Source organism: Leeuwenhoekiella aestuarii (assembly GCF_004104055.1).
GTDB lineage: Bacteria > Bacteroidota > Bacteroidia > Flavobacteriales > Flavobacteriaceae > Leeuwenhoekiella > Leeuwenhoekiella aestuarii.
The window spans coordinates 658,038-681,100 of the sequence record NZ_QOVJ01000002.1 but is presented as its reverse complement, the minus strand read 5'-3'; the positions used below and the strand labels follow the sequence as shown (position 1 = coordinate 681,100).

Below are 23,063 nucleotides of genomic sequence, written 5' to 3'. Positions count from 1 at the left end.
AAGATGATTTATAGGAATGACTATTAGATACTAACCCATAAACAGGGGCTCGTCATCATCTTCATCAACAGAGGAATATGGAGAAGTTGGTTCGTCCTCATCTTTAATTTCTCCTTTAAGTGAAACACGTTCTAGTTCAGAAAGATCAATGTTATGAATCCGATCAAAAATTTTCATTCTAATAGTATATAAAAATATTAATGCTATAAAAATGATTGGAGCCATATAATAAATATCCACACTATCGGTAAAAGCTAAATCATCATTAAACGTACTTACAATTTGGAAAGAGTACATACATATAGGAACTAAAATAGCATGATACCACCAATGTTTACAAGTTAGAAACCAAATAAAAAATAAAAGTAGTGGGACAGCTTTGCTAAAGACAATCCAAGCTATAACATCAACACCATCAAAATTACCGCTTTCGTATTTTAGACTTATTCCTAAAAAAGAAGTTTCCCACACTTTTGAGCGAGGGAAACCTTCATATAAATAAAAAAAATAAGGAGATGCAGTTATAAAAGCTGCAATAAGACTACCCGTTAGTAGGGATTTTGATCCGACTCCTTTCGATTTTTTTTGCTGCATAATCTGCTTTGCTGTCTTGAACTGTGTAAGTAACTGCTGTTGCACCTGCAATTAAAAGACCTAGGAGTAATGCTTTAATTTTCATAATAAAATGTGTTTGAGTATTAATGATTTGTTGATTCAAATATCAAAAACCTTAAACAGACTGCCGCATTTTATAATAGCACTACTTTTGCATCCTAAGCATTTTATTTAACACGTTTCGACGATTATATTTATCAGACTAATTTAGGAATAATTAACTTACTCGAACAAATTTTATCTACAACTTTTAATGATTGCTTAAAATGTAAGAAATTTCTTCAAAAGAGGTATTAACCCTTTAACATATATTTAACAATTTAAATAAATTGAATTTTTCGTGTTGCTTCATTTATCGAAAATAATTTCGCCGAATGAACATCATTTTCAAGTAAAGTGTTAATTTTTTGAGGCCATTCAATTAATTTTATACTGTCGCTTTCTAAGATTTCTTCAATTCCAAGGTCATAGGCTTCATTTTCATTCTTTAGACGGTATAAATCTAAGTGGAATATACTAGCATTAGTTTCAGTTTTATACTCATTTATAAGCGAAAAAGTTGGACTCGATACGGTATCATTCGAGCCCAACGCTTTAACTAGTGCTTTTATTAAGGTTGTTTTACCTGCGCCCAAGTCGCCATAAAATAAAATGGTGTCATATCTAAGTTGATGAATTAATTCTTTGGCCACTTTGTTCACTTCAGATAAATCATAATCCAATTCCATAGTAGTACTTCTTAATTAAACTAACGGGGATTTAAAACCACAAAAGGGATAATAACCTCTTCTAATGATACACCACCGTGTTGATAGGTGTTGCGAAAATAACTTACGTAATGGTTATAATTATTGGGATACGCGAAGAAAAGATCTCCTTTAGCAAAAATAAAGGAGCTACTCATATTGATGGTAGGTAAGTGTATTGCTTTTGGTTCTTTTGCTTCCAGAACATCTTTTTTGTCATAGGTTAGGCTTCGGCCAGTTTTATATCTGAGGTTTAGACTGGTATTTTTATCTCCAATAACCTTTGAAGGATTCTTCACATTGATAGTTCCGTGGTCTGTTGTTAGAATGATTTTAAAACCTAATTGCTGAGATTTTTGAATCATTTCTAATAATGGGGAATTCTTAAACCAACTTTCAGTTAGTGAGCGATACGATTTATCGTTGCTGGCTAGTTCTTTGATAACTTCCATTTCAGTTTTAGAATGACTTAGCATGTCTACGAAATTATAAACCAACACGGTTAAGTCATTATTCTTCAGGGAATTGAAGTTCTCTACCAATTTCTTTCCACTCTTTAAGTTCGTGATCTTGTGATATTCCCATTTTAAATTTAACCCCAGGCGTTTCAGTTGAGCATCTAGAAATTTGTCTTCATTTAAATTCTTTCCGCCTTCATCAGTATCATTTAACCATAAATCGGGATGTTTTTTTTCCATTTCACTAGGCATCAAACCTGAGAAAATGGCATTTCTTGCATATTGAGTAGCGGTAGGGAGTATACTGTAATACGTACTTTCACTTTCCTTCTTATAATAATTGCTAATAATAGGTTCAAAAGATTTCCACTGATCATACCTAAGATTGTCTATAACTATTAATAAGACAGGTTCTTCACTTTCGCCTAAATGAGGAACAATTTTGTCTTTAAATAAAGTATGAGACATTGTTGGCCTGTCTTCATCTGTGAACCAATCTTCATAATTACGTTCTACGAATTTAAAGAATTGATTATTGGCTTCTGTTTTTTGAGATTCAAGTATTTCTTGCATACTTTGATCTTCAATAGCTTCTAACTCTAATTCCCAATAAATAAGCTTTTGATACAGTTCTGACCATTCCTCATAGGAGTTGACCTGCGCCATATCCATCGCAATTTTTCTAAACTCTTGCTGATAACTGAGTGTTGTTTTTTCTGAAACAAGGCGACTGGTGTCTAGATTCTTTTTCAAACTTAGAAGAATCTGATTGGGATTTACCGGCTTTATAAGGTAATCTGCGATTTTAGAACCTATCGCTTCTTCCATAATATATTCTTCCTCACTTTTAGTAATCATAATTACCGGTAAGGTGTCTCTTTTAGATTTTATTTCACTTAAAGTTTCTAGCCCGGTAAGACCTGGCATGTTCTCATCAAGAAAAACAACGTCAAAATTCTGTTCTTCCACTAATTCTATGGCCTCTGTTCCACTTTGACAGGTGGTAACTTCATAATTTTTCTTCTCTAAAAAAAGAATATGTGGCTTAAGTAAATCAATCTCATCATCAACCCACAGTATTTTTATCGTATTCATAATAGTATCTTTGTTATAGAACTGGTGATAAAACCAATTCAAATGCGCTTTTGCGTAAATAATTATAAAGCCTTTCTATTGAAGACTTCTAACAAACTTACGATAATTAACGACCCTATTTATGGGTTTATTACCATACCTAAAGGACTCATTTTTGATCTCATTGAACATAAATACTTTCAGCGCCTGCGTAGAATCTCGCAGATGGGAATGTCATACTTGGTATATCCCGGGGCTCACCATACCCGTTTTCATCACGCTATAGGTTGCTTACATATTATGCGGAAAGCTTTAGAAAAGCTTGAACAAAAGGGTGTTGAGATTTCTGAAGAAGAAAAGCAAGCTGCGATGATTGCGATTTTGCTTCACGATATAGGTCACGGACCATTCTCGCATGCAATGGAAAATAGTATCGTAGAAGACGTACATCACGAGCAAATATCGCTTCAATTTATGCAGGCGCTGAACGAGGAGTTTAACGGAAGTTTAACCCTTGCTCTTAACATTTTTAAGGGAACTTACGATCGCCCGTTTTTACATCAGTTGGTATCGGGACAATTAGATATGGATCGCACAGATTATCTGAAACGTGACAGTTTTTATACCGGTATGGCTGAAGGAAACATCAACACAGACCGGATCCTGGCGATGCTAAATGTTAAAGATGACGAACTGATGGTAGAGGAGAAGGGAATTTACACCATCGAAAAATTTCTGGTAGCAAGACGTCTTATGTATTGGCAGGTCTATTTACATAAAACTAGCCTTGTTGCTGAACAAATTTTAGTACGTGTTTTAATGCGTGCAAAAGAGTTGACACAACTGGGTGTTGAATTGCCGGCAAGTGAGCCATTAGCTTTCTTTTTAAAGAAGAAAAATGCAGAAGGTGCATTTGATAAAAACGCGCTCGATATTTTTGCTTCATTAGATGATTATGATATTATTTCGGCAATGAAAGCATGGTGTACCGAAGATGATTTTGTTTTGAGCAGACTCTCAAAGATTATTATCAACAGAGAACTTCCTCGGATAAAAATCAAAAAGAAACCCTTTAAAAATGAGTTTATTGAGGACGAAAAAGAACGTGTGCAGCAGCAATATAACTTAACTGAAGAAGAAGTAGAATACTTTGTTTTTACGGGAACATTAACCAATCAAGCTTATACCTTTAAAAAAGAAGCAATCAATATTTTGACAAAAAAAGGAAAGGTTGTAGATGTTATTTCAGCAAGTGACCAACTGAGTCTGAAGGCTTTATCTAAGGTAATTACAAAAAACTATATCTGTTACCCGAAGCATTTAAATTAACCCTTTTTTTCTATTTTTGCGATGATGAAATTTACAGCTGAACAAATTGCTGGAATTTTAGAAGGTTCTGTTGATGGCAACCCCGAAATAGAAGTTTCTAAACTTTCAAAAATTGAAGAAGGAAAGCAAGGGTCGCTCACATTTTTAGCGAACCCTAAGTATACCTCATATATATATAAGACTAAAGCTTCAATAGCTATAGTAAATAAAGATTTTCAACCAGAACATAAAATTGATGTAACGCTCATACGGGTAGATGACGCTTATAAATCATTTTCAAAACTTCTGGAATATTATAATCTGGTAAAACTTAACAAGACTGGAATAGAAGAACCTGTTTTTGTTTCTGAAAATGCCACTTATGGTGACAATATTTATCTAGGTGCTTTTGCTTATTTAGGTAATAATGTGAAAATAGGGGACAATGTAAAAATTTACCCGAATGTTTATATTGGAGACAATTGTGTTATAGGTGATAATTGTGTGATTTTCCAAGGAGCTAAAATTTATTCAGATAGTATTTTAGGAGATACTGTCTACGTTCATAGCGGGGCTATAATTGGTGCAGACGGTTTTGGTTTTGCTCCCAATGATTCTGGTGAATATAGCCGTATTCCGCAAACTGGGAATGTTGTGATTGAAGATAATGTAGACGTGGGTGCAGGTACTACAATAGATCGTGCTACTCTAGGCTCTACAATTATTCGAAAAGGGGTGAAACTTGATAACCAGATACAGATAGCTCATAATGTTGAGATTGGCGAGCATACTGCTATAGCTGCTCAAACAGGAATTGCCGGTTCAACTAAAATCGGTAAAAATTGTCTTATAGGTGGTCAGGTTGGTATTGTGGGGCATATTACTATAGGAGATCGTGTTAAGATTCAGGCTCAGTCTGGTATTGGGCGTAATTTGAAAGATGATGAGACGGTTCAAGGCTCTCCTGCATTATCATACAGTGACTTTAACAAGTCGTATGTACATTTTAAAAATTTACCAGGTCTGGTACAACAAATAAATAATTTGGAAAAACAAAAATCCAATGATAAGTAAAGCTGAAGGAAAGCAAAAAACAATCGCCGGTGAGGTTTCCTTAACCGGCGTTGGTTTACATACGGGCAAAAACGTAACCCTAACCTTTAAACCTGCTGAAGAAAATACTGGCATGTTTTTTAAACGTGTTGATCTTGAAGGTCAGCCCATCATAGAAGCCAATGCTGACTATGTAGTAAATACTCAGAGAGGAACAAACCTTGAGAAAATGGGAGTTCACATTCAGACTAGCGAGCATGTTCTTGCAGCTTGTGTGGGACTTGGTATTTATAATATTTGTATTGAACTCGATGCTTCTGAACCACCTATAATGGATGGATCATCTAAGTTTTTTGTAGAAGCTTTAGAAAAGGCCGGAGTTGTTGAACAAGAAGCTTGCAGAGAAGAGTATGTGGTAACTGAAGTTATCAGTTATGTAGATGAAAATTCAGGTAGTGAAATAATGTTGATGCCTTCAGAGGAGTATCAACTTACTACAATGGTAGATTTTGGGACAAAAATCTTAGGTACTCAAAATGCAAGTATCAAGAATATTTCAGAATTTAAAGATGAAATATCAGACTCGAGAACCTTTAGCTTTCTTCATGAAATAGAAATGCTTCTTGAACATGGTTTGATCAAGGGCGGTGATCTTAATAATGCCATTGTGTATGTAGATAAAGAATTATCTCCAGAAACAATGGATAAATTGAGAGAAGCTTTTAATAAAGATTCGATTTCAGTTAAGCCTAATGGAATTTTAGACAACCTTACATTACATCATCCTAATGAGGCTGCACGTCACAAGTTACTAGATGTTATAGGTGACCTAGCACTCGTAGGTATGCCCATAAAAGGTAAGGTGATAGCTAACAAACCAGGGCATTATGTAAATACCCAGTTTGCAAAGAAACTTAAGAAGATCATCAAATTAGAGAAACGGAATAACGTACCTAAATTTGACTTATCTAAGCCTCCTGTTAAAGATGTAAACGAGATAATGGCTATGTTGCCTCACCGTTCGCCATTTTTATTAGTAGATAAAATATTAGAAATAACAGATACGGGAGTTGTAGGTTTAAAAAACGTTACAATGAACGAGCCATTTTTTGTTGGGCATTTTCCCGGAGCGCCTGTAATGCCGGGCGTACTTCAGGTTGAAGCAATGGCACAAACTGGTGGTATATTAGTATTGAGCACGGTACCCGACCCCGAGAATTACCTTACCTATTTTATGAAGATAGATAACGTTAGATTTAAACAACAGGTTGTACCCGGCGATACATTAATTTTTAAATTAGATTTACTTTCACCTATTCGCAGAGGAATCTGTCATATGCAAGGAAGCGCATATGTTAACGGTAAATTAGTTTCTGAAGCAGAGCTTATGGCTCAAATCGTAAAAGTAAAGAAAGACTAGATTTATGAATCAACCTTTAGCATATGTTCATCCTGGTGCCAAAATCGCTAAAAATGTAGTGATAGAGCCTTTTACTACAATTAATAATAATGTAGTTATTGGCGAAGGCAGCTGGATAGGATCTAACGTAACTATAATGGAAGGAGCTCGCATTGGTAAAAATGTAAGTATTTTTCCGGGAGCAGTTATATCTGCAGTACCGCAGGATAAGAAATTTGACGATGAAGATACTGTTACCATCATAGGAGACAACACAACAATTAGAGAATGTGTTACGATAAACCGTGGTACTTCTGATCGTATGAAAACTCAAATAGGTAACAACTGCTGGATTATGGCCTATAGCCATATTGCACACGATTGTATTGTAGGCGATCACTGTATCTTTTCAAACAACAGCACGCTAGCGGGACATATCCTTGTTGGTGATTACGTTGTGTTAGCAGGTATGGCTGCAGTTCAGCAGTTTTGTACTATAGGTAGCCACGCATTTGTTACCGGTGGTTCATTAGTACGTAAAGATGTTCCTCCTTATGTAAAAGCAGGTCGTGAACCGCTTTCTTATGTAGGTATCAATTCAATTGGATTGAGAAGAAGAGGTTTTACTACTGAAAAGATTAGAGAGATTCAGGATATTTACAGAATTCTCTACCAGAAAAATTATAACAATACGCAGGCTGTAAATATTATAGAAGCTGAAATGGAAGCTACTCCGGAGCGAGATGAAATTCTTCAGTTTATCAAGAACTCACAGCGTGGTATTATGAAAGGTTATTTTACAACAAATTAATTTTTTCCGCTTTGCGGAATAGCATAGAATTAAAATTTAATTATGGCAAATACATCAGATATTCGTAATGGAATGTGTATTCATTACAACCACGATATTTATAAAATTATTGAATTCTTACACGTTAAACCTGGTAAAGGACCTGCTTTTGTGCGAACAAAACTTAAGAGTGTTACTAACGGAAAAGTGCTGGATAACACTTTTTCTGCCGGACATAAAATTGAGGAAGTACGTGTAGAGACTAAAGGATATCAGTTTTTATATGAAGACGGTGAATGGTACCACTTTATGAATACAGATGATTATACGCAGATACGTCTTTTAGAATCTGCCTTAGATCAGCCCGGACTTTTAAAAGAAGGTGAAGTGGTATCTATTGCGATTAATACCGAAGATGGTTTGCCGCTATCTGTAGATATGCCTGCTCATGTGATACTTACTGTTACTGCTACAGAGCCCGGAGTTAAAGGCAATACTGCAACTAATGCAACAAAACCTGCAACTGTAGAAACAGGAGCAGAAGTTTCTGTACCTTTATTTATAAATGAAGGAGATAAGATTAAGGTTGAAACAGAAAAGGGTACTTACAAAGAGCGTATTAAAGAATAACAGTTGAAATTTCCACAAAAACATACCTTAGCTCAGATTGCTACAATTCTTGATGTTGAATTTGTAGGGGATGCTGAATTTCCGGTTTATGGAATTAATGAAATTCACGTCGTTGAACCCGGGGATATTGTTTTTGTAGATCATCCCAAATACTACGATAAAGCTTTAGAATCTGCAGCAACAATTGTTTTGATCAATAAAAAAGTAGATTGCCCGGCAGGCAAAGCTTTACTTATTTCAGAAGATCCCTTTTCAGACTTTAATAAATTAACTCGCTATTTTAAACCTTTTGTAAGAGCAACTTCCTCAATTGCTGAAACGGCTCAGATGGGAGCAGGGACAATCATCCAGCCCAACTCTTTCATTGGGAATAATGTGAAAATAGGAACAGACTGTTTAATTCATGCAAATGTTACTATTTATGATAATGCAGTTATAGGAAATGGTGTTATCATACATTCTGGAGCTGTTTTAGGAGGAGATGCTTTTTATTATAAAAAGCGTGATACCGGTTTTGATAAATTGATTTCTGGAGGAAGAGTTGTTATTCACGACTTTGTAGAAATAGGAGCACTTTGTACGATTGATAAAGGAGTTTCTGGAGATACGATAATTGGTGAAGATTCTAAATTGGATAATCAAGTTCATATAGGTCACGATACCCAAATAGGAAAACGGGTACTTATAGCAGCCCAGTCTGGGATCGCAGGATGTGTTGTCGTTGAAGATGATGTTGTGATTTGGGGTCAGGTAGGTATTGCCAGTGGAATTAGAATTAAAGAAAAAGCGGTAATTTTTGCGCAAAGTGGTGTAGGTAGAAGCTTAGAAGGTGGTAAATCGTATTTGGGTACACCGGCAGAAGACAGCAAGAAGAAGTTTAGGGAACTGGCATCAATTCGTCAAATTCCTTATATTTTAGAACAAATAAAAAAATAAAATGAGTAAATCAGCTAAAGACCTTGTAAGAGGTTTGTATGAATCAGATTTTTTTAATGATTCTAGTGTTCTAAAGCAATATTTACATGAAGATGCAGAACTATATTGGAATGCATCTACGGGTTTCTCAAAAATGACATACAGTGACATTGCTGATATGTCTTCAGAAATGGGAAAATCTTTTATATCATTAAGATCTTCTATAAGTCACTTGATTGCTGAAGATGACAAGGTGAGTGCAAGGCTTACATACTATATTAAGGCTGTAGAAAATCCTGATGAAGAAGTAGGGATCATCCATTTTATGGCAATCTGGGAACTAAAAGATGGTCTGCTTTATAGAGGCTATCAGATAAGTCAGCCTAGTGATGAAGATCCTCAGAATAATGATGCGCACATCCGTATAAAGTCATAAAAATCCTTTAGCATTCATCTATAAAAATTTACTTTTGTACCACAAAATTCAAACAACTCATGAGCGTTTTAGTAAATAAAGATTCCAAAATAATTGTACAAGGTTTTACCGGTAGTGAAGGTACTTTTCACGCGGGTCAAATGATTGAATACGGCACAAATGTAGTGGGTGGTGTAACTCCTGGTAAGGGAGGTCAGAGCCATTTAGACAAGCCTGTTTTCAATACTGTTGAAGAAGCAGTAAAAGAAACTGGAGCAGACGTATCTATTATTTTTGTTCCGCCTGCATTTGCTGCTGATGCGATTATGGAAGCTGCTAATGCAGGAATAAAAGTGATTATAGCAATTACTGAAGGTATTCCTGTTTCAGATATGATTAAAGCTGCTGACTATATTAAAGATAAAGATTGCAGACTCATAGGTCCTAACTGTCCGGGTGTGATTACTCCGGGAGAAGCAAAAGTGGGTATTATGCCAGGATTTGTCTTTAAGAAAGGTAAAGTAGGTATTGTTTCTAAATCAGGAACACTTACTTACGAAGCTGCAGATCAGGTTGTAAAACAAGGTTTAGGAATTACAACAGCAATTGGTATAGGTGGAGATCCAATAATTGGTACTACTACTAAAGAAGCTGTAGAATTACTCATTAACGACCCTGAGACTGAAGCTGTAGTAATGATTGGTGAAATAGGTGGTCAGTTAGAAGCTGATGCTGCAAAATGGATCAAAGCTAGCGGAACTAAAAAACCAGTAATAGGTTTTATCGCTGGGGAGACCGCTCCGGCTGGTAGAACAATGGGTCATGCAGGAGCAATTGTTTCTGGCGAAGGTGAATCTGCTGCAGACAAGAAAAAAATATTAAGAGAAAACGGAGTTCACGTAGTTGATTCTCCTGCAGAAATAGGTAAGAAAGTAGCTGAACTTTTAAGCTAATCTTTTACCATTCCTTTTTTAAAACCGACACACCTAATGTGTCGGTTTTTTTATGAGCAAACAGTTCAAGTTTGCTATATTTACCGCTGTTCAAACTAACTAATATTTGATACTCAATTAGAATGAAACTTTTAGAAGGAAAGAATACAATTATAACTGGTGCCAGCCGCGGAATAGGTAATGGCATTGCCAAAGTTTTTGCAGAAAATGGCGCTAATGTTGCCTTTACATACAGTTCTTCTCCAGGACCCGCAGAAGAATTAGAAAAAGAATTGACTTCTTTAGGAGTTAAAGCAAAAGCCTATAAATCTAACGCTGCTTCTTTTGAAGAATGCCAGGAACTTATCAAACAAATCTCAGAGGATTTTGATTCTATTGATGTTTTGGTAAACAATGCCGGAATTACAAAAGACAATTTATTGATGCGTATGAGTGAGGAGGATTTCGATAAAGTTATTGAAGTAAACCTAAAGTCGATTTTCAATATGACTAAAGCAGTACAACGAACTATGTTGAAACAACGCTACGGAAGCATCATCAATATGAGCTCTGTTGTGGGTGTTAAAGGTAATGCCGGACAGGCAAATTATGCGGCTTCAAAAGCAGGCATTATAGGTTTTTCAAAATCTATGGCTTTAGAGTTAGGTTCTCGTAACATAAGAACCAATGTAGTTGCTCCCGGTTTTATAGAAACTGAAATGACTGCTAAATTAGACGAAAAAACAGTCGCAGGGTGGAGAGATGCTATCCCATTAAAACGAGGAGGAACTCCCGAAGATATTGCAAATGCTTGTGTGTTCTTAGGAAGTGATATGAGTGCATACGTTACGGGTCAGGTACTTCAGGTAGATGGCGGTATGCTAACCTAAATCTTCACGACACGACACAATCTATGGCAGCATCTACAATTCTATACATCATCCTTAGTGGGATTATAGCATTAGGTGCTGCCATTTTTTTTTACTTCTACAAGCCACAACGATCAAAACAAGTACAGTTTATATTAAGTACGCTTCGGTTTTTGACCTTATTTTTGGTACTGATTTTACTTATAAATCCCAGCTTTAAGCAAGTCACATATAGTACTATAAAGCCAAAACTGAGTTTGGCTATCGACAATTCCAGATCGATAGAATATCTGGGAGACACTCTCCAAATTCAATCGGTTTTCGATTCTTTCTATGAAAATGAAGAGTTAAACAATCGCTTTGATATTGATTATTACAGCTTTGGTAAAGATCTTCAGGCATTAACAACGCTCAACTTTAGTGAAGGTCAGACTGATATTGCGAAGAGTCTAAAAGATCTAAATCAGATTTATAAAGGAGTTGATTTTACTCCTGTTATTGTTACTGATGGAAATTCAAATTTAGGAGCTGATTACCGATACACAGCACAGGAGAACAACAGCAATCCATTTTATTTCTTAGCAATAGGTGATACTTTGGTTTATGAAGATTTAAGTTTAGACCGTATTAATACTAACAAGTACGCGTATCTCAATAATGAATTTCCTGTTGAATTGATCACATCGTATACGGGTAAATTTGATGTGAATGCGACAGTTTCTGTTTCTCAAAACGGAAGAATAATACATAAAGAAAAACAGACTTTTAATCCGGAAAATAGTTCCCAACGGACCAATTTTTATTTGAACGCTTCTTCGATAGGAGTACAGCGGTATCAGGTAACCGTAAGTGGATTAGATAATGAAAAGAATTTAGAAAACAATATAAAGAATTTTGCAGTAGAAGTAATAGATCAGAGGTCTAACGTTTTAATTGTTTATAGTGTTTTGCATCCTGATTTGGGAACACTTAAGAAAAGTATAGAAAGCAATCAACTAAGAGCAGTTACTTTAAAAGAGATTTCTGAAGTCAATTTAAGCGAGTTTAACGATTACGACCTTGTTATTTTATTTGAGCCCAAACAATCTTTTTCTTCGGTTTATAAGGAGCTAAATAAGGAGAATAAAAACCGCTTTACTATTATTGGTACTCAAACAGATCTGAGTTTTTTAAACAGTATTCAGCAGACAGGGGTTTTTCCGAAGAATAATGAGTCTGAATTGGTTCAGCCAGATAAAAACGAATCTTTTGTTGCGTTTCAATTAGAAGAACTTTCATTCAACAATTATCCACCTTTGGCCAGTATTTTTGGAAAAGCTCTATTTATGGGTGATTCTGATGTTTTGTTTTATCAACGAATAAATGGTGTTACTACACAAAATCCCTTACTGGCAGTTACAGAACGTTCAGGAAGGAGAGAGGTTTTTTTACTGGGTACAGGTATTTTTCAATGGCGTAGTCAAAGTTTTATAGACAACCAGAGCTTTGACAATTTTGATAACTTCTTAGATAAGTTGATTCAATATGCCGCTTCTAATCAGCGTAAAAAAAGATTAGAAATTAGTTATGAGCAATTGTATTATAAAGGAAACTTTATAAATATTCAGGCTCAATACTTTGATAAGAATTATGTGTTTGATCCCGGCGCATCGCTTCAGATTGAATTGAGAAATGAAAATTCAGAAGAAACCTATCAATCACCCCTGGTTTTTAAGGGATCTGCATACGAGGTAGAATTAGCTAATTTAGAACCCGGTGACTACACGTTCCGTATAACTGAAACCGATCAAAATGTAAGTTCTGATGGTAGTTTTACAATAATTCCTTTTGATTTAGAGCGACAGAGTCTAAATGCAAATTTTCAGAAAATGAAAACATTAGCTCAGGAAAGTGGCGGAAGCATATACACACTTGAAAATTACAATAACCTTGTTGACAAATTACTAAACAGTGACCAGTTTATACCGGTTGAGCGAGCTGTTAAAAAAAACGTACCTTTAATCAACTTCGTTTGGTTATTAGCACTTATTGTCGCTTGTCTGACCGCAGAATGGTTCATTAGAAAATACAACGGACTTATATAAACAAAAATTACATTTTTATGGAAAGGTTACCTAAAATAGGAATACCCGTTATTCTTGGTATAATAATTTTAATAGTGATTATTGCAAAATCTGCAGTTACTATAGATTCTGGTGAAGCCGGGGTGCTTTATAAACCTTTTGATGGGGGAGTTGTTACAGACGAACCCCCATTAGGCGAAGGTTTTCATATTGTTGCTCCTTGGAATAAAGTCTTCATTTATGAAGTAAGAAGACAGGAACTTAAGGAAATCATGAATGTTTTGTCTTCTAACGGTCTTGATATTAAACTCGAGGCTTCTGTGTGGTACAAACCCCAAGCATTAAATCTAGGTAAACTGCATCAGGAAATAGGTGAGGATTACCTAAATAGAATTTTACTACCAACTATTAGATCTGCTGCAAGATCTGTTGTTGGGCGTTATACTCCAGAGCAATTATACTCTTCTAAAAGAGATGCCATTCAGGCAGAAATTTTTGATGAAACCCGAAAAATAATCAAAGATCAATACATTGAATTAGATGAAGTTCTAGTGCGTGATGTGACCTTACCGGCGACTATAAAAGAAGCTATAGAGCGTAAGCTGAAACAAGAACAAGAATCGTTGGAGTACGAATTCAGATTGATATCTGCTCAAAAAGAAGCAGAACGCCAGGTGATAGAAGCTCAAGGTAAATCTGATGCAAACCGTATTTTAAGTCAATCTCTTAATGATCAAATCTTAAAAGATAAGGGTATTGAAGCGACTTTAAAATTATCTGAATCTCCAAATTCTAAGGTGATTGTAATAGGATCTGGAGAAGGTGGATTACCTATTATATTAGGGAACAATTAGAAAATGAATCAGAAACAGGACCTAATAAATTTCATAAAAAAAGCGAATCGTTAAGATTCGTTTTTTTTTATGCTTTTTTCATTCGTACCGAACGATCTTTTCTAAGTTTCATACGTTGTTTAGATTGTTCTAACATTTTAGCTTTAGAAACCCAGTTGTCATTTACAATACGATCAGGAAAGAACTGAATGAGTTCTGTGACGATTTCAATATCATGAGAATTGAATTTGCTTATCTGATCAAATGTGAAGATCCCAATAGTATTGAGTTTCTCTTCCGTATAGGGGCCAATACCTATAATTTTTTGTAAATCATCTGCATCTTCACTATCTGCATAACCTATTCTTGAAAAATCAAGTTCTCCGGTATTTGCCTCGGGAGTATCATAAACTTTAAGGTCTTTGATATTTTTTTGATTTTTAGCTGCAATATTACTTTCTTCTACCTCTTCAAGATCATCTTCATTAAAATCCAAATCAACATCATCAGCAGACTTTGAAGATAATTTCTGACGTAAAGCGCTTATTTTTTTCAGGTATTTCCCCTTTTGATAATACAATGCAAAAAAGTACCCAATAAGAAACGATACAAGCATTAATATCCCAACTTCTATAAAGATGAAGGGTATTGAGATATTGTCATTGGCTTGTATGTATATCAGACTAACCATTAATTAAATATCAATTCGTATCTATTATTCAACTTAATTTTATCTTCCATATCTCTGGTGTAAAGTGGATCATCTTCTCCTTTAGAATATGCAAAAACCTGATTTTCAGGTAAATTAAGGCTTTTTATTAGAAATAACCTAATCTTTTCAGCCTGATCAAGAGCGAGTTCATAATTATCTCTATCATCGCCAATATGATCAGTATATCCTATAATGTCAATTCTGGCTTGCGGTTTTATTCTTAATTTACGTTTTACTTCAGCTAAAAATTCTGCCGCATTTTGGTCTCTTACTAATCGTGCCATTTTAAATACAGGTCTAAATGTTATGTCAACATTTCTAACCACAGATTTAGAGTGTACTTCTACTTGCTTTAATTTAGCTAATCTAAGGCGTTCTTGGTCATCCTCCATAGCGTGTTTGGTTCGCTCCAGTCTGCTCTGTAGCTCTTCTATAAGCTTGTCATTGGTTCCAGAACTATTAAGGCTGCTATCTGTATACGTATTCTTAGTTGTAATTTCAGAATTGCTACCTTCAAGGTTATCCAAAGATTGCGAGGTAGTTAAGGAATCAAGCACTAATTTTTGAATATTATTTTCAATTGGCTTATACTTTATAAAAAGACTATTTCTAGTTGTAGAGCCGCTAGAATTCAGAAAATACAGCCCTATTACGCACCAGCATAGGAATACGGAGAAGGCTATTAAGAAATTTCTCATTATTTCTGAATTTCCTCAAAAATAACACATTGTGATAAAATGATCATCAGTTGGTTAAATCTATTCGATATAATGCAAGTTAATCGTATTTTTTTTTTAAATTCGTCTCCTATTTATGAAAGGAACAGCATTACATCATCATCATTTTTATTCACGCACTCAAGCGAGGTAAAGATGTTGTATTTGTAATTCATGTATAAAAATAACAATAACCCGTTTGAGTCATTCAAACGGGTTTTCTGTTTAGGGTGGCTCAAGCTAACAAACCAATGTAAGATGACAAAAAAAATTAGAATTGCTATTCAAAAATCAGGCAGACTTAATGAAGACTCTCTGCAAATTTTAAAAGATTGCGGAGTATCTATAGATAACGGGCGCGATCAACTCAAGGCCAGTGCTGCAAATTTTCCATTAGAGGTGTTTTATTTGCGTAATGGTGATATACCTCAGTATTTGAGAGATGGGGTTGTAGATATCGCTATAATTGGAGAAAACGTTTTGATAGAAAAAGGAGACGACATAGCCATTGCTCAAAAGTTGGGTTTTTCAAAATGTCGTGTTTCACTAGCTGTTCCTAAAGGAACCAAATATGATTCTGTAAAGGACTTTGAGGGTAAAAAGATTGCAACGTCTTATCCTAATACTGTTTTAGGGTACCTTTCTCAATTTAATGTAAAAGCTGATTTGCATATAATTAACGGGTCTGTAGAGATTGCACCCAATATTGGTCTTGCCGATGCTATTTGTGATATTGTTTCAAGCGGGAGCACGTTATTTAAAAACGGGCTTAAAGAGGTTGAAGTAATGCTCAAGTCTGAGGCTGTGCTTGCTGTTTCGTCTAAAATAGACACAGAGCGTCAAGAAATCTTAGATAAACTACTTTTCAGAATACAATCTGTTCTAAAAGGTCGCGATTATAAATATGTATTGCTTAATGCACCTAATGATCGTTTAGATGAAATCATAAAAATGCTTCCCGGGATGAAAAGCCCTACAGTTCTTCCGCTTGCAGAAGAAGGATGGAGCAGTGTACATTCAGTAATTGATAAAAATGAATTCTGGGAGGTTATAGACAAATTAAAAGATTCTGGAGCTCAGGGAATTCTAGTTAGTGATATCGAAAAAATGGTATTGTAATTTCGCAAATGCGAAAAGATAAAAGCTATGAATAAAATAGAAAATCCAGATCGTTCTACCTGGGCAGAAATTCTTAAACGCCCAACGCAGACTTACGATCAGATTGAAAGTACGGTTCTTGAGATTTTTGACAATATTAAATCTTATGGTGACTCTGCTGTTAAGCAGTATACAGAGAAGTTTGATGGAATTTTGATAAATAATCTTGAAGTACAGCAAGATGAAATAAATACTTCGGTAAATGAGCTTTCACAAGATTTAAAAGAAGCAATAGAACTTGCTAAAAAGAATATAGAAGTATTTCACCAAGCACAAAAAACAACTCCTGTAAGTGTTGAAACTGCTCCGGGCGTTATTTGCTGGCAAGAGAAACGACCCATTCAAAAGGTTGGACTTTATATTCCCGGTGGTACAGCGCCACTTTTTTCGACAATATTGATGCTCGCGATTCCTGCTAAAATTGCAGGATGTAAAGAAGTTGTTTTGTGTACTCCACCAGACAAGAACGGTAACATCAACCCGGCGATTTTATTTACAGCTCAACTTTGTGGTATTGATAAAATTTACAAAGTAGGGGGTATTCAAGCCATAGGAGCAATGACCTTTGGTACTGAAAGTATTTCTAAAGTGTATAAAATTTTTGGTCCCGGTAATCAGTTTGTGACTGTTGCAAAGCAAATGGCGACAAAATACAATGTGAGTATAGATATGCCGGCTGGTCCCTCAGAATTACTGATAGTTGCAGATGATACTGCAGATGCTTCTTTTGTAGCTTCAGACTTATTGAGCCAGGCTGAGCACGGTGTTGACAGTCAAGTGATTTTGGTCTCAACTTCAAAAGGATTGATTGTTTCTGTGGAAGATGAAATCAATACTCAATTGGTTCAACTCCCCCGTAAATCTATTGCTGAAAAAGCTATTGCAAATAGTAAGCTCATTTATGTAAAAGATCATAAAACAGCTCTTGAATTGATAGATGAATACGGTCCGGAACATTTTATTGTTGCGACCAATGATAATGCATTTTATGTAGATAATATCGCTAACGCAGGGTCGGTTTTTATAGGCAATTATACGCCGGAAAGTGCCGGAGATTATGCTTCAGGAACTAATCATACATTACCAACAAATGGTTATGCAAAACAGTACAGTGGTGTAAATCTAGATAGCTTTACGAAGAGTATGACCTTTCAGGAATTGTCTCCTGAAGGTATAAAAAATATAGGTAACGCAATTGAATTAATGGCTGAAGCAGAAGGCTTACAGGCTCACAAAAATGCGGTTACATTACGTTTAAATAAATTAGCTAAAAACTAATTATGAGTACTTCAACATTTAATTTAGAAAGGCTGGTGCGTGAAAATGTTTCAAAACTCAAGCCGTATTCTTCAGCTCGTGATGAGTTTAAAGATTTTAATGAGGATATGATTTTTCTGGATGCTAATGAGAATCCATATAATAATGGGGTAAACCGATATCCAGATCCGCAACAAATAACTTTAAAGCAGCATTTATCAACTGCAAAGCGGGTTCCTACAGATCAGATTCTTTTAGGAAATGGGAGCGACGAAGTTTTAGATTTATTGTTTAGAGCCTTTTGCGAACCTAAAAAAGACAATGTAATTACACTGCCACCTACATACGGTATGTATAGTGTACTCGCAGCTACTAATGATATTGCAAATCGTGAAGTATTGCTTACTGAACACTTTCAGCCGAATGTAGCGCAAGTTTTAGAGCAGGTAGATCACCAGACTAAAATGATCTTTCTATGTTCTCCCAACAATCCTACTGCAAATAGTTTTGAAGCAGAAAAGATTAGCGAATTGTTAGAATCGTTTAAAGGAATAGTCGTTGTTGATGAAGCTTATGTTGATTTTATGAAAGGTGAAAGTTGGTCAACAAAACTTCATAATTATCCAAATTTGGTAATTATTCAAACCCTTTCAAAAGCTTATGGTTTAGCCGGAATACGGTTAGGAATTTGTTATGCTTCCGCAGCGATTATAGCGGTACTCAACAAAATTAAACCTCCGTACAATGTAAATGAACTCACTCAGAAAAAAGCCTTAGAACGCATCTTGGATGCAGATAGTATTCAAAAGGAAATAAGCTCAATTTTAACCGAAAGAGAAGTCTTATCTAAAGTGTTACTTCAAGTAAATTTTGTTGATAAAATATTCCCTACAGAGGCTAATTTTATTTTGGCCAGAGTAGATGATGCTGATAAACGATACGATCAATTAATCAAAAAAGGAATTGTAGTACGCAACAGAAGCACACAGGCATTATGTGAAAATACGCTGCGGTTCACCGTGGGAACTCCTGCCGAAAACGAGAAACTAATTGCTGCACTAAAAGAACTAGCTTAATAAAATATGACTACCGAAACTACCACCAAAAAACAAAAAGTCCTGTTTATAGATCGCGACGGAACGATTATACAAGAACCACCCGGCTATCAGGTCGATGCTTTTGAAAAAGTAACCTTTTACCCAAAAGTTTTTAGATATTTAAGTAAAATCGCAAAAGAGCTCGATTATAAACTAGTGATGATTACCAATCAAGATGGTTTAGGAACTGATATTTTCCCTGAAGATACCTTTTGGCCTGTGCATAATTTCATTTTAAAATCCTTCGAAAATGAAGGTGTGATTTTTGACGATGTTTTCATAGACAAAACTTTTCCTGAAGAAAATGCAAATACGCGTAAGCCAGGAACTGGTATGCTTACCGAATTTTTCTCTGATGAATATGATTTAGAAAACAGCTTTGTTTTTGGAGATCGTATTACAGATATCGAACTAGCAAAAAATTTAGGTGCTAAAGGAATTTTTATAAACGATCATACTGATTTAGGTTCTGATGAAATCACTACAAAGCGTGAAGAATTAGAAAGTTATATTGCTCTTGAAACTAATGATTGGAAAGAGATCTATGAGTTTTTAAAGTTAAAAGAGCGTACCGCTTCCATTTCAAGAAAAACAAATGAAACCGATATTGAAATAGAACTCAACTTGGACGGAACCGGAAAAAGTGATATCAAAACCGGTTTAGCCTTTTTTGATCATATGTTAGATCAGTTGGCCCGCCACGGTTCTATGGATTTAAAGATTCGCGTAGATGGCGATCTGGAAGTTGATGAGCACCATACGATTGAAGATACTGCAATTGCTCTGGGAGAAGTCTTTGCCAAAGCTTTGGGAAATAAACTTGGTATAGAGCGTTATGGATTTTGCCTGCCTATGGATGACTGTCTGGCACAGGTAGCAATTGATTTTGGTGGCAGAAACTGGTTGGTTTGGGAAGCAGATTTTAAACGCGAGAAAATAGGAGAAATGCCAACAGAAATGTTCTATCATTTTTTTAAATCTTTCACCGATGGAGCCAGAGCGAATCTTAATGTAAAAGCTGAAGGAACCAATGAGCATCATAAAATTGAAGCCATTTTTAAAGCTTTTGCAAAAGCGATAAAAGTAGCCGTAAAACGGGATCCTGATAAAATGGTTTTGCCTAGTACAAAAGGAATGCTCTAAAGTTTAAAAAATGAAATTAGTAATTATAAACTACGGTGCCGGAAATATACAAAGCATCAAATTCGCTTTTAAACGATTGGGAATAGATGCGGTACTTTCTGATGATGCTGAAGAAATAAAAGCTGCAGATAAAGTTATTTTTCCTGGCGTAGGGGAGGCGAGCAGTGCTATGGCTAAACTAAAAGCTACTGGATTAGATAAGATCATTCCAACCTTAAAACAACCGGTTCTGGGTATATGTCTGGGTATGCAATTGATGTGTAACCATTCTACAGAAGGAGATACTACCGGACTTGGTATTTTTAATGTAGATGTGATAAAGTTTTCAAAAGAAGTAAAAGTTCCACAAATAGGCTGGAATGAAATTACAAACTTGCAAAGCGAGTTTTTGACCAGTATTCCTGAAAACTCACATATGTACCTGGTTCATAGTTTTTATGCGCCAAAATGTGCTGAAATGATTGCAACGACACATTATGAGCTCGACTATGCTTCGGCTTTGCAAAAAGAAAATTTTTACGGAGTGCAATTTCACCCGGAAAAATCAGGTGTCGTTGGAGAACAAATACTTAAAAATTTCTTGAGTTTATGAGAATTATACCAGCAATAGATATTATTGACGGGAAGTGCGTACGCCTTTCTAAAGGGGATTATGATACTAAAAAGGTTTACAACGAGAGTCCGTTAGAAGTTGCTAAAGAATTTGAAGCACACGGAATTAAATTTTTACATCTGGTTGATCTGGACGGAGCGAAAAGTAAACATATAGTAAACCATAAAGTTCTGGAGCAAATCGCTTCACAAACCTCCCTTAAAATCGATTTTGGTGGTGGCTTAAAAACCGATGATGATTTGCGTATCGCTTTTGAAAGTGGTGCTAGTCAAATTACAGGAGGAAGCATTGCAGTAAAAGATAGAGAGACTTTTAAAAGTTGGTTAACAAATTTTGGTGCAGATAAAATCATTCTTGGAGCTGATGCTAAAGATGAAAAAGTAGCCGTTAGCGGTTGGTTAGAGGAATCTAAAGAAGAATTGATTCCGTTTATACAGGAGTATCAGAAAGAAGGCATTTCTTACGTTATTTGTACAGACATCAGCAAAGACGGAATGTTGGAAGGCCCCTCTTTTGATCTTTATAAGAAAATATTAGAAGAATGTCAGGGTGAGCATGTAGAAGGGCCAGTCAAGAACTTTAAACTAATAGCCTCAGGTGGTATCTCTGATTTTGATGAATTACCAAAACTAGCTGAACTGGGTTGCGAAGGAACCATTATCGGTAAAGCCATTTATGAAGGAAGAATTTCAATGAAACAATTGGAAGGATTTATAGTGAATCAATAATGAGTTTTCCGCCGAAGTTTATTCTTTATTTATGGAATGGCGGAAAAGTAAAAAGTAGAATAACGTGCTTACAAAACGAATAATTCCTTGTCTGGATATCAAAAACGGAAGAACTGTAAAAGGTGTCAATTTTGTTGCTTTACGCGATGCCGGTGATCCTGTAGAATTAGCAGCCAAGTATGCAGAGACCGGTGCAGACGAGTTGGTGTTTCTCGATATTTCGGCTACTGAAGAGCGTCGTAAAACTTTAGCTGATCTGGTTTTGCGCGTCGCAGAAAAGATCAATATTCCGTTTACGGTAGGTGGCGGAATTTCTTCTGTTGAAGATGTAGATGTTTTATTGCAGAACGGAGCAGATAAAGTCTCTATCAATTCTTCGGCAGTGAAGAATCCGCAGTTAATTAATGAGTTAGCGGCAAAATTTGGTTCACAATGTGTTGTGGTCGCCATTGATGCAAAACAGATCAATGGGAAATGGACAGTGCATTTGGTAGGAGGTAAAGTGCCCACTGAATTAGATTTGTTTGAATGGGCTCAGGAAGTAGAGCAGCGTGGTGCTGGAGAGATCCTATTTACGTCAATGGATCACGACGGTACTAAAAACGGTTTTGCTGATGAAGCCCTGGCAAAACTAAGTGAACTGCTCAATATTCCAATTATTGCTTCAGGTGGAGCGGGAAAGATGCATCATTTTACAGATACATTCATTAATGGAAAGGCTGATGCAGCTTTGGCAGCGAGTGTATTTCATTTTCATGAGATTGACATCCTAGAGTTGAAACTCGAATTAAAAAATAAAAATATTCCGGTACGGATTTAAATAAAATTTTCGCCTTTGCGAACTAACTCAAGAGTTATGAAAATTAATTATGATGAAAAGGGCCTGGTGCCTGCAATAATTCAGGACGCTAAAACAAAAACAGTTTTGATGCTGGGTTATATGAATGAAGAAGCATATCTAAAAACCAATGAAACTAAAAAAGTAACCTTCTATAGCCGTAGCAAAAAGCGCCTTTGGACAAAAGGTGAAGAAAGTGGTAATTTTTTAGATCTCGTTTCTATAAAAAACGATTGTGACAATGATACTTTATTGATAAGTGTAATTCCACAAGGGCCGACTTGTCATACAGGAACAGACAATTGCTGGGGCGAAAATAATGAACAGTCTTTTGGGTTTCTTTCAGATCTTGAGCAAACTATTGCAGAACGTAAAGCCAATCAGGATAACGAAAAAAGCTATGTTGCCGATCTTTTTAGAAAAGGAATTAATAAGATAGCTCAGAAGGTAGGGGAGGAAGCAGTAGAGGTTGTGATAGAAGCTAAGGATGATGACGATGATCTGTTTCTTAATGAAAGTGCCGATTTGCTTTTTCATTATCTAATTTTACTTAAAGCTAAAGGTTTTGGACTTCAGGATATTGAACATGTTTTAGAAGATCGAAAAAAGTGATTTTAATACAACTTCTATTAATAAGGGATGGTTCTAATAGAGCTATCCCTTTTTGATTTTGAAACATAAGTATTTACAATTCGACGTTT

At 35.6% G+C, this 23,063-nt stretch carries 24 protein-coding genes; 19 read left to right on the top strand and 5 right to left on the bottom strand.

Annotated elements, in window-relative coordinates; all coding sequences use genetic code 11:
- Window positions 1–30: 30 nt before the first annotated feature.
- From DSM03_RS08945 to porX, 3 genes are all read right to left on the bottom strand, one after another.
- Window positions 31–594 carry a hypothetical protein gene (locus DSM03_RS08945; RefSeq protein WP_128763128.1) on the bottom strand — a complete coding sequence of 188 codons (564 nt, stop codon included), beginning with the start codon at window positions 592–594 and terminating at the stop codon, window positions 31–33.
- Between the two features lie 341 nt (window positions 595–935).
- A complete protein-coding gene (gene tsaE / locus DSM03_RS08940; protein WP_128760784.1) occupies window positions 936–1,343 on the bottom strand; it encodes a tRNA (adenosine(37)-N6)-threonylcarbamoyltransferase complex ATPase subunit type 1 TsaE in 408 nt (135 codons plus the stop codon).
- Window positions 1,344–1,363: 20 nt separating this feature from the next.
- Window positions 1,364–2,914: a T9SS response regulator signal transducer PorX gene (gene porX / locus DSM03_RS08935; protein WP_128760785.1), complete on the bottom strand. Its 1,551-nt coding sequence runs from the start codon at window positions 2,912–2,914 to the stop codon at window positions 1,364–1,366.
- Between the two features lie 78 nt (window positions 2,915–2,992).
- Between porX and DSM03_RS08930 the strand changes: the two genes are divergently transcribed.
- The 11 genes from DSM03_RS08930 (at window position 2,993) to DSM03_RS08880 (ending at window position 14,121) form a co-directional block, all read left to right on the top strand.
- Complete coding sequence (locus DSM03_RS08930) at window positions 2,993–4,222, top strand: HD domain-containing protein (RefSeq protein WP_128761309.1); 1,230 nt, start codon at window positions 2,993–2,995, stop codon at window positions 4,220–4,222.
- Window positions 4,223–4,246: 24 nt separating this feature from the next.
- A complete protein-coding gene (gene lpxD / locus DSM03_RS08925) occupies window positions 4,247–5,275 on the top strand; it encodes a UDP-3-O-(3-hydroxymyristoyl)glucosamine N-acyltransferase (RefSeq protein ID WP_128760786.1) in 1,029 nt (342 codons plus the stop codon).
- Entirely contained in the window at window positions 5,265–6,674 is a 1,410-nt protein-coding gene (locus tag DSM03_RS08920) for a bifunctional UDP-3-O-[3-hydroxymyristoyl] N-acetylglucosamine deacetylase/3-hydroxyacyl-ACP dehydratase (RefSeq protein WP_128760787.1), read from the top strand. Before lpxD ends, DSM03_RS08920 begins: the two co-directional genes overlap by 11 nt.
- A 4-nt stretch (window positions 6,675–6,678) precedes the next feature.
- Entirely contained in the window at window positions 6,679–7,464 is a 786-nt protein-coding gene (gene lpxA, locus DSM03_RS08915) for an acyl-ACP--UDP-N-acetylglucosamine O-acyltransferase (protein ID WP_128760788.1), read from the top strand.
- 42 nt (window positions 7,465–7,506) lie between these two features.
- Entirely contained in the window at window positions 7,507–8,073 is a 567-nt protein-coding gene (gene efp, locus DSM03_RS08910) for an elongation factor P (RefSeq protein WP_073098209.1), read from the top strand.
- 3 nt (window positions 8,074–8,076) lie between these two features.
- Window positions 8,077–9,009: a UDP-3-O-(3-hydroxymyristoyl)glucosamine N-acyltransferase gene (locus tag DSM03_RS08905; protein WP_128760789.1), complete on the top strand. Its 933-nt coding sequence runs from the start codon at window positions 8,077–8,079 to the stop codon at window positions 9,007–9,009.
- Between the two features lies 1 nt (window position 9,010).
- Complete coding sequence (locus tag DSM03_RS08900; protein WP_128760790.1) at window positions 9,011–9,424, top strand: nuclear transport factor 2 family protein; 414 nt, start codon at window positions 9,011–9,013, stop codon at window positions 9,422–9,424.
- 59 nt (window positions 9,425–9,483) lie between these two features.
- Window positions 9,484–10,356 (top strand): succinate--CoA ligase subunit alpha, encoded by an 873-nt coding sequence (gene sucD, locus DSM03_RS08895; protein WP_128760791.1) that lies wholly within the window; start codon window positions 9,484–9,486, stop codon window positions 10,354–10,356.
- Window positions 10,357–10,478: 122 nt separating this feature from the next.
- Window positions 10,479–11,225, top strand: coding sequence for a 3-oxoacyl-[acyl-carrier-protein] reductase (gene fabG / locus DSM03_RS08890; protein WP_128760792.1), 747 nt, complete (start codon window positions 10,479–10,481; stop codon window positions 11,223–11,225).
- Window positions 11,226–11,248: 23 nt separating this feature from the next.
- The gene (locus tag DSM03_RS08885) at window positions 11,249–13,288 is read left to right on the top strand and encodes a VWA domain-containing protein (RefSeq protein WP_128760793.1); all 2,040 of its coding nucleotides are present in this window, start codon (window positions 11,249–11,251) and stop codon (window positions 13,286–13,288) included.
- Window positions 13,289–13,305: 17 nt separating this feature from the next.
- Complete coding sequence (locus DSM03_RS08880) at window positions 13,306–14,121, top strand: prohibitin family protein (protein WP_128760794.1); 816 nt, start codon at window positions 13,306–13,308, stop codon at window positions 14,119–14,121.
- A 67-nt stretch (window positions 14,122–14,188) separates the two neighbouring features.
- Here DSM03_RS08880 and DSM03_RS08875 read toward each other — a convergent pair whose 3' ends face one another.
- Window positions 14,189–14,791, bottom strand: a complete 603-nt coding sequence (locus DSM03_RS08875; RefSeq protein WP_128760795.1) for a hypothetical protein — start codon at window positions 14,789–14,791, stop codon at window positions 14,189–14,191.
- Window positions 14,791–15,339 (bottom strand): OmpA family protein, encoded by a 549-nt coding sequence (locus tag DSM03_RS08870; RefSeq protein WP_161567071.1) that lies wholly within the window; start codon window positions 15,337–15,339, stop codon window positions 14,791–14,793. The genes DSM03_RS08875 and DSM03_RS08870 overlap by 1 nt, the downstream gene beginning before the upstream one ends.
- Window positions 15,340–15,786: 447 nt before the next feature.
- Between DSM03_RS08870 and hisG the strand changes: the two genes are divergently transcribed.
- The 8 genes from hisG (at window position 15,787) to hisIE (ending at window position 22,974) form a co-directional block, all read left to right on the top strand.
- Window positions 15,787–16,647: an ATP phosphoribosyltransferase gene (hisG, locus tag DSM03_RS08865; RefSeq protein WP_128760797.1), complete on the top strand. Its 861-nt coding sequence runs from the start codon at window positions 15,787–15,789 to the stop codon at window positions 16,645–16,647.
- 27 nt (window positions 16,648–16,674) lie between these two features.
- Window positions 16,675–17,964 (top strand): histidinol dehydrogenase, encoded by a 1,290-nt coding sequence (hisD, locus tag DSM03_RS08860; RefSeq protein ID WP_128760798.1) that lies wholly within the window; start codon window positions 16,675–16,677, stop codon window positions 17,962–17,964.
- A gap of 2 nt (window positions 17,965–17,966) precedes the next feature.
- A complete protein-coding gene (hisC, locus tag DSM03_RS08855; protein ID WP_128760799.1) occupies window positions 17,967–19,019 on the top strand; it encodes a histidinol-phosphate transaminase in 1,053 nt (350 codons plus the stop codon).
- A gap of 6 nt (window positions 19,020–19,025) precedes the next feature.
- Complete coding sequence (gene hisB, locus DSM03_RS08850) at window positions 19,026–20,183, top strand: bifunctional histidinol-phosphatase/imidazoleglycerol-phosphate dehydratase HisB (RefSeq protein ID WP_128760800.1); 1,158 nt, start codon at window positions 19,026–19,028, stop codon at window positions 20,181–20,183.
- A 10-nt stretch (window positions 20,184–20,193) separates the two neighbouring features.
- Window positions 20,194–20,775, top strand: coding sequence for an imidazole glycerol phosphate synthase subunit HisH (hisH, locus tag DSM03_RS08845; protein WP_128760801.1), 582 nt, complete (start codon window positions 20,194–20,196; stop codon window positions 20,773–20,775).
- Window positions 20,772–21,524 (top strand): 1-(5-phosphoribosyl)-5-[(5-phosphoribosylamino)methylideneamino]imidazole-4-carboxamide isomerase, encoded by a 753-nt coding sequence (gene hisA, locus DSM03_RS08840; RefSeq protein WP_128760802.1) that lies wholly within the window; start codon window positions 20,772–20,774, stop codon window positions 21,522–21,524. The genes hisH and hisA overlap by 4 nt, the downstream gene beginning before the upstream one ends.
- Window positions 21,525–21,588: 64 nt before the next feature.
- Complete coding sequence (hisF, locus tag DSM03_RS08835; protein ID WP_128760803.1) at window positions 21,589–22,344, top strand: imidazole glycerol phosphate synthase subunit HisF; 756 nt, start codon at window positions 21,589–21,591, stop codon at window positions 22,342–22,344.
- Window positions 22,345–22,380: 36 nt separating this feature from the next.
- Entirely contained in the window at window positions 22,381–22,974 is a 594-nt protein-coding gene (gene hisIE, locus DSM03_RS08830; protein ID WP_128760804.1) for a bifunctional phosphoribosyl-AMP cyclohydrolase/phosphoribosyl-ATP diphosphatase HisIE, read from the top strand.
- Window positions 22,975–23,063: the final 89 nt, after the last annotated feature.